We start from the raw sequence: 6,529 nt of genomic DNA, 5'->3' as shown, positions 1-6,529 counted from the left end.
CCGCAAGACGTTCGGGACGTTCAGCGCGCGCGGCTGCGTCGCTGTGGCGCAGCCGCGCCGTCCGGGTCAGCGTGCGTCTTCGCGCAACCAACGCGCCACTTGCGGGGCGAAATAGGTCAGCACGCCATCGGCACCGGCGCGCTTGAAGGCCATCAGCGCTTCCAGCACGCACTTGCGCTCGTCCAGCCAGCCGTTGGCCGCCGCCGCCTTGAGCATGGCGTACTCGCCGCTGACCTGATACGCGAAGGTCGGCACGCGGAATTCGTCCTTCACCCGGCGCACCACATCCAGATACGGCATGCCCGGCTTGACCATCACCATGTCCGCACCCTCTTCCAGATCCAGCGCGATCTCGCGCAGCGCCTCGTCGCCGTTGGCCGGGTCCATCTGGTAGGTGGTCTTGTCGGCCTTGCCCAGATTGCCGGCGCTGCCCACCGCATCGCGGAACGGGCCATAGAACGCCGAGGCGTACTTGGCCGAATACGCCATGATGCGCACGTTGAGATGCGCGTCGGCATCCAGCGCGCGGCGGATCGCACCGATGCGGCCGTCCATCATGTCCGAGGGCGAAATGATGTCCACACCGGCCTGCGCATGCGACAGCGATTGCTTGACCAGCGCCTCCACGGTGATCTCGTTGAGCACATAGCCCTTGTGATCGATGATGCCGTCCTGCCCGTGCGTGGTGTACGGGTCCAGCGCCACGTCGGTCATGACGCCCAGCTCGGGGAAGCGCGACTTGAGCGCACGTACCGCGCGCTGCGCCAGGCCGTCCGGGTTCCAGGCTTCGGCCGCGTCCAGGCTCTTGCCGGCCGGGTCGATCACCGGAAACAGATCGATCACCGGGATGCCCAGTTCCAGGGCGTTCTCTGCCTCGCGCAGCAACTCGTCCAGCGACAGCCGCTCCACGCCCGGCATCGAGGCGATCGGCGCGCGGCCGGGCAACTCGTGCACGAACACCGGCCAGATCAGGTCATCGGTGGTCAGCGTGTTTTCGCGCATCAACCGACGCGAAAACGCGTCGTGGCGCATGCGGCGGGGGCGATAGTGCGGATGGGCCATGACAAGGCTCCTGGAGACAGCCCACAAGTCTACGCCCGCCGCCTTGCCGCAGACGCGCTGCGACGCACTGTCGCAGCGCTGCAACGGCTTAGATCACCCCGCCGCCCAGGCTCAGGCGGATCACCCCGACCACGATCACCAGGCCGTTGAGCAGCAGGCCGGTCTTGGCCCGCCCACGGTTGCCTGCCGAGGTGAACAACAACGCGATCGCCGCGATGATGGCGCCGACCGCCGCGAACGGAATCAGGAACCAGTTGCCCCACCCCAGCAGCGGGATGAAGGCCAGCACCATCCACAGCAGCGCCACAATGCCCCAGAGCAAGCTGATCAGTCCCACGTGCCACCTCGTCCGTCGAAGAAAGGCGCAGCTTAACGGTGCGCCTGCCAAGACGCCGTGGGCGGGTGGTCACCCTGACCAATGGCGGCTTGGCGGCAGCCTCACATGGGCGTGGCTAGGGTGCGTCAAACTCCGGTGCACTTCGGAACCACTCGCACCACGGCCGCCCGCGCCGTGTTGTTAGCCACTCTTCAGTTCGGCCACCGGATCATCGCTGTCACTGTCGTCAACAGGGGGCTATTGCATGAACAAGCACATCGTCATCGGCGCCACGCTGGCCCTGCTGCTGGCCGGCTGCGCCAGCAGCTCCAAGGTGATGCTGGGCCAGGCCCGCGCGCCGATCGACCCCGCGCAGGTGCAGGTGTATTCCAACGCCCCGGTCGGCTCGGTGGAGATCGCCCAGCTCGAATCCACCAGCGCCGCCGGCTTCGGCACCCAGGGCCAGACCGATGCCGCCGTGGAACGCCTCAAGCGCGAAGCGGCCAAGCTCGGCGCGAACGGCGTGGTCATCGTCGGGGTGGGCTCGGAGCGCTCCGGCGGCGGCCTGTCGGTCGGCGGCGGCAGCTACGGCGGCCGCGTCGGTGGCGGGCTGGGCATCGGTATCCCGACTACGCAAAAGCGCGCGGCTGGCATGGCGATCTGGGTGCCTGCGGGGGCGCAGCAGCGCGCTGCACCGGAGATGCCGCCGTCAACACGCTGAGGCGGCCCCAGGAAATTCGAGAGTGTTCAATGCAACGGGGCGCGATGGTTGGCTGATTCCAGCTCCATCGCGCCCCAGGCTTTTTACGCAGTCTCTTTTACGCTGCGGCGGACTGCTTAGCGCTTGCGTTGCTGCGCGGGAATGAACTGCGTCTCCACCGCCTTGGCCAGTTGGTCCGGCGGCAACAAGCCCTGGTCGAGCAGGAAATTGTTGAAGGCCAGGCGGTCGAACTTCTTGCCCAGTGCCAGTTCGGTGCGCATGCGCAGTTCGAGGATGCGGGTGTAGCCGTAGAAGTAACTGCCGGCCTGGCCGGGCGCGCGGACGGTGTAGCGGTCCAGTTCCTGCCGGGTCATGGCCGGTGAGAGGCCGACGTCGTCTTCCAGCACCTGGCGCGCGCGTTCGCGGTCGATCAGGCCCAGGTTGAGCATCGGATCGAGCATGGCGCGGGCGGCGCGCAGCAGGCGGAACTGCAGGGCGATCAGCTGCCCGTCGATGGGTTCGTACGGCACCATTTCGGCTTCGGCATACAGCGCCCAGCCCTCGACGTTGACCGAGTTGAAGGCGAACAGGCTGCGCGCCAGCGAGATGCCACGTTCGACCATGGCGGTGAACTGCAGTTCGTGGCCGGGGCGGCCTTCATGCGCGCTGAGCGTCCAGGCCGCCGAGCCGAAGTTGAAGTCGTCGTACTGTTCCTTCTTGGCGCCATCGGCAGTCGGGTTGCCCAGCGGCAGCACGAACTGGCCCTGCTGGCCGGTGTTGCCGATCAGCGGTGCCGGCAGGAAATGCGGCGCCGGCTGCGCGGCGCTTTCGGCGGCGCTGCCCAGGCGCATCTGCATCGGGCGGTTGGGCACATCGACGATGCGCTGCTGGCGGATGATCGGGTCGATCTGGTCGATCACGCCGCGGTAGTGGGTTTCCAGCTGGTCGTCGGCGATCTTGTTGCCCTTGAGCGCACGGATCACCTGCACGTAATCGCTGCCCTGCACGCCCTTGGCCTTGGCCACCAGCGGCGCCAGCTGGCGCATGGCCGAGCGGGTTTCCATGAATTCCAGTTGCGCGCGCTGGATCAACTGCTGCGGGGCGATGTCGATGCCGACCTGCTTGAGCTGGAAGGCGTACAGCGGCTCGGGCAGGCGGGTGTCCTTGCGCGCCTTGGGCAGCACGGTGGTGCGGGTCCAGGCGGCATAGTCCTTGAGCTGGGTGGACATGGCCTTGAGCGCTTCGTCGGCACCGGCGATCTTGTACTTGGCGAACAATTCGCCGATACCGGCGACGTAGGTGTCCACATTGGCCAGCGCCTGCTCCACTTCGCGCTGGGTGGGCTGCAGCAGCGCGGTGTTGCCCAGCTTTTCCTCGTAGCGCTGGCGCGCCAGCGTGGTGGTGGGCGTGCTGCCCGGCACCAGGCCGACATAACGCTTGAGGCGGTCCAGCGCCTTGGCGCGGCGTTCGGGCACGGTCTGGTCGGACAGCAGGCCATTGAGGCCACTGAAGACCGCCTCAGGGGCATCGCTCCAGGGCAACAGATACCGCTCGTTGAGCTCGCTGCCTTCGATGTTCTGCGCGGCCGCGCCGATCATGATCTGCAGGTCCTGGCGCACGTTGGCATCGCGCTCGGTGGCCAGCTTGGCCTGCAGCGTGGCGCGCGCCTTTTGCATCGCATCGCGATAGCGCGCAGCGTTGTCCGGGCCCAGGTCGACGACCTGATCGTCGTAGCCAGGCACGCCGAAGAAGCTGGCGTATTCGGGCTGGAACGGCGCCTGCGCGTTGAGCAGGATCTGCGCATAGCCGTTGCTGGTCTGCACCCAGGCCGGGCTGGCCGGCTGGGTCGGCGCTGCCTTGCTGGTCTGTGCCTGCAGTGGCAACGAGGAACCGAGCGCCAGCGCGACGGCGAGAACGAGTGGCTTCATGAGGCGGATCCGCAAGTTGAGTAGCGCGACCCTACCCATCTGCAGCGACCGCGGCAATCTGCCTTTGGTCATGGCAGGCGGGCCACCGTAGCGATGCTGCGGCTGGCAACACATCGACCGGGTCGCCTTGAGTGCCGCGGACGCCAGTGCTGATCGGCCCCGACGGCCATGCCTGCGCGTGGCATCCACCTGCACTCGGCCCTCCGCGCGAGCCCCGCCGTCCAACGTTGGCGCGCGACGTCGGGGCGCAACACGCGGATGCTCCGGTTCCTGGACGCCGCGCACGCCGAGCTGACAACCGCTCGCGACGTTTCGTGCGCCGCGCCTAGTCGTGCACCGGCATCAAACAGCGCTGCAAAAACGCTTCGGCGGTCTTGTAACGATGCAGTGCAGTGGCACCTGAAACACTGTGCTTCGCACCGGGATAGGTCATCAGCTCGAACGCAGTGCCACGTTGCTGCAGCTCGCTCATCAGCACGGTGGAGTTGGTGAACAGCACGTTGTCGTCGGCCATGCCGTGGATCAGCAGCAGCCTGGCGCGCAGGCCGTCCAGATGGGTGGCGATGCGTGCGTCGCGATATCCGTTGGCATTGCCGGCCGGCAGGTCCATGTAGCGCTCGGTGTAATGGGTGTCGTACAGGCCCCAGTCGGTGACCGGTGCGCCGGCCACGCCGCAGGCATACGCATCGCTGTGCTTGGCCAGCAGCATCAAGGTCATGTAACCGCCGTTGGACCAGCCCTGCACGCCGATCCGCCTGGCATCCACCCAGGGCTGGCGCTTGAGCCAGGCCACGCCTTGCAATTGATCGTCCACCTCGACGGTGCCCTGCCTGCCGTACAGCGCGCCACCGAAGTCACGCCCGCGCCGTGGGGTGCCGCGGTTATCCAGCGAAAACACCACGTAACCGCGCTGGGCCAGGTATTGATCGAACAAGGCATCGCCACGGCCGGGCCAGGCATCGAGCACGGTCTGCGCGGCCGGGCCGCCGTAGACATAGACGATGACCGGGTAGCGCTTGGCCGGATCGAAATGGTCTGGCTTGGTGAGGCGGTACTGCAACGGCGTCTTGCCGTCGGCGGCAGTCAGCGTGCCGAACTCCACCGGGCGCTGCGCGTCGCGGTAGCGGGCATACGGATGCTGCGGATCGGCAAGATCATTGGTGAGCAAGGTGGCGATTTTTTCGCCATTGGCCCGGAATAGTTCGATCTGCGGCGGCGTGGTGGTGTTGGACCAGGTGTCGACATACACGCTGGCATTACTGGCGAACGTGGCTATGTGCGTGCCGTTGGTCCTGGAGCGCTTTTCGATCGCGCCACCGGCCAGGGGTACCGCGTAGACCTGGGTCTGGGTCGGCGACTGCTTGCTGGCGGAAAAGTACACCGTGCCGGCCTGCTCATCGACGGCGAGCAAGGCATCGACCACCCAGGCGCCGGAGGTCAGCGGCGTCAGCGTGCGGCCGTCTTCGGAGGCAAGGTAGAGGTGCTCGTACCCGCTGCGTTCGGAGTTCCAGAGAAAGCGGCCGTCCTTGAGGAAACGCAGGTCGTTGGTGAGCGGGATCCAGGTCGGCGAGGTCTCGGTGATGAGCGTGCGCTGCGCGCCGCTGGCCAGTGTGGTTTCGATCAGCTCCAGGGTTTTCTGGTCGCGCGACTGGCGCTGGAAGGTCAGCCGCTGCGCGTCGCGCCAGTCCACCCGTGCCAGATAGATATCCGGATTCTTGCCCAGGTCGATCCAGCGCGGTGTCGCGCCGGGACGTGGGGCGATGACGCCCAGTTGCACCGCCACATTCGGCTGGCCGGCCTGCGGATAACGCTGGCTGATGACTTCGGTGTGGTCGGCATACACTTCCGGGCGCTTTTGCACCGGCACCTGCGCTTCGTCGATACGCGCGAAGGCAATGGCCGAATCGTCCGGTGCCCACCAGTAGCCGGTGTGGCGATCCATTTCTTCGTCGGCAACGAATTCGGCCACGCCATTGCCGATGGTCTCGCTGCCGTCGTGGGTGAGCTGCAATGGCTTGCCGCTGGCCAGGTCGATCACCCACAGATTGCGCTCGCGTACGAAGCTGACGAAGCCGCCCTTGGGCGAGAGCTTGGCATCGGTGGTGAAACCTTCGCCATGGGTGAGCTTGCGCACCGCGGCCGCACCGGTCTTGCGCAGGTCATACAGATACAGCTCGCCGCCGAGCGGGAACAGCAACGCCTGCGCATCCGGGGCCCATTGGTAATCGACGATGCCGGTCAATGCGGCGATGCGTTGGCGCTCGCGCCGGGCCTTTTCGACATCGCTCAAGGTCTCGGTGCCGGGCAGCACGACCTTGGAATCGACCAGCAGGCGGGTCTGGCCGCTGGCGATGTCGTATTCCCACAGATCCAGCTGATTGCGGTCACTGTCCTTGCCGCGCAGGAAGGTCACCCGCGAGCCATCGGGCGCCACCTTGGGCTTCATCAGCGTCGGGCCGGAAAGCGGCAACGGGCCGGTGATGGCCTCCAGGGTGAGTTTTTCGGCGTGGGCCATGGGGATGG

General features: G+C 66.7%; 5 protein-coding genes. 1 reads left to right on the top strand and 4 read right to left on the bottom strand.

Annotation, left to right across the window (positions count from 1 at the left end):
• Positions 1–66: 66 nt before the first annotated feature.
• Both hemB and OZ10_RS12305 read right to left on the bottom strand, forming a co-directional pair.
• Positions 67–1,062, bottom strand: a complete 996-nt coding sequence (gene hemB, locus OZ10_RS12310) for a porphobilinogen synthase (protein WP_039406350.1) — start codon at positions 1,060–1,062, stop codon at positions 67–69.
• An 88-nt stretch (positions 1,063–1,150) separates the two neighbouring features.
• Positions 1,151–1,393 carry a hypothetical protein gene (locus tag OZ10_RS12305; RefSeq protein WP_179456633.1) on the bottom strand — a complete coding sequence of 81 codons (243 nt, stop codon included), beginning with the start codon at positions 1,391–1,393 and terminating at the stop codon, positions 1,151–1,153.
• A 250-nt stretch (positions 1,394–1,643) separates the two neighbouring features.
• Between OZ10_RS12305 and OZ10_RS12300 the strand changes: the two genes are divergently transcribed.
• On the top strand, positions 1,644–2,099 hold the full coding sequence (locus OZ10_RS12300) for a hypothetical protein (protein ID WP_039406355.1): 456 nt from the start codon (positions 1,644–1,646) through the stop codon (positions 2,097–2,099).
• A 116-nt stretch (positions 2,100–2,215) separates the two neighbouring features.
• Here OZ10_RS12300 and OZ10_RS12295 read toward each other — a convergent pair whose 3' ends face one another.
• Together OZ10_RS12295 and OZ10_RS12290 are read right to left on the bottom strand one after the other, a co-directional pair.
• Positions 2,216–4,006, bottom strand: coding sequence for a DUF885 domain-containing protein (locus OZ10_RS12295; protein WP_039406360.1), 1,791 nt, complete (start codon positions 4,004–4,006; stop codon positions 2,216–2,218).
• Positions 4,007–4,331: 325 nt separating this feature from the next.
• A complete protein-coding gene (locus OZ10_RS12290; RefSeq protein WP_068873839.1) occupies positions 4,332–6,521 on the bottom strand; it encodes a S9 family peptidase in 2,190 nt (729 codons plus the stop codon).
• Positions 6,522–6,529: the final 8 nt, after the last annotated feature.

Source organism: Xanthomonas cannabis pv. cannabis, assembly GCF_000802365.1.
GTDB lineage: Bacteria > Pseudomonadota > Gammaproteobacteria > Xanthomonadales > Xanthomonadaceae > Xanthomonas > Xanthomonas cannabis.
The sequence above is the reverse complement of the archived record's forward strand: the minus strand, read 5'-3'. Positions and strand labels throughout refer to the sequence as shown.

Coding starts and splice junctions, on each gene's coding strand:
- hemB (WP_039406350.1), bottom strand. CDS start 1,062: ATGGCCCATCCGCACTATCGCCCCCGCCGCATGCGCCACGACGCGTTT.
- OZ10_RS12300 (WP_039406355.1), top strand. CDS start 1,644: ATGAACAAGCACATCGTCATCGGCGCCACGCTGGCCCTGCTGCTGGCC.
- OZ10_RS12295 (WP_039406360.1), bottom strand. CDS start 4,006: ATGAAGCCACTCGTTCTCGCCGTCGCGCTGGCGCTCGGTTCCTCGTTG.
- OZ10_RS12290 (WP_068873839.1), bottom strand. CDS start 6,521: ATGGCCCACGCCGAAAAACTCACCCTGGAGGCCATCACCGGCCCGTTG.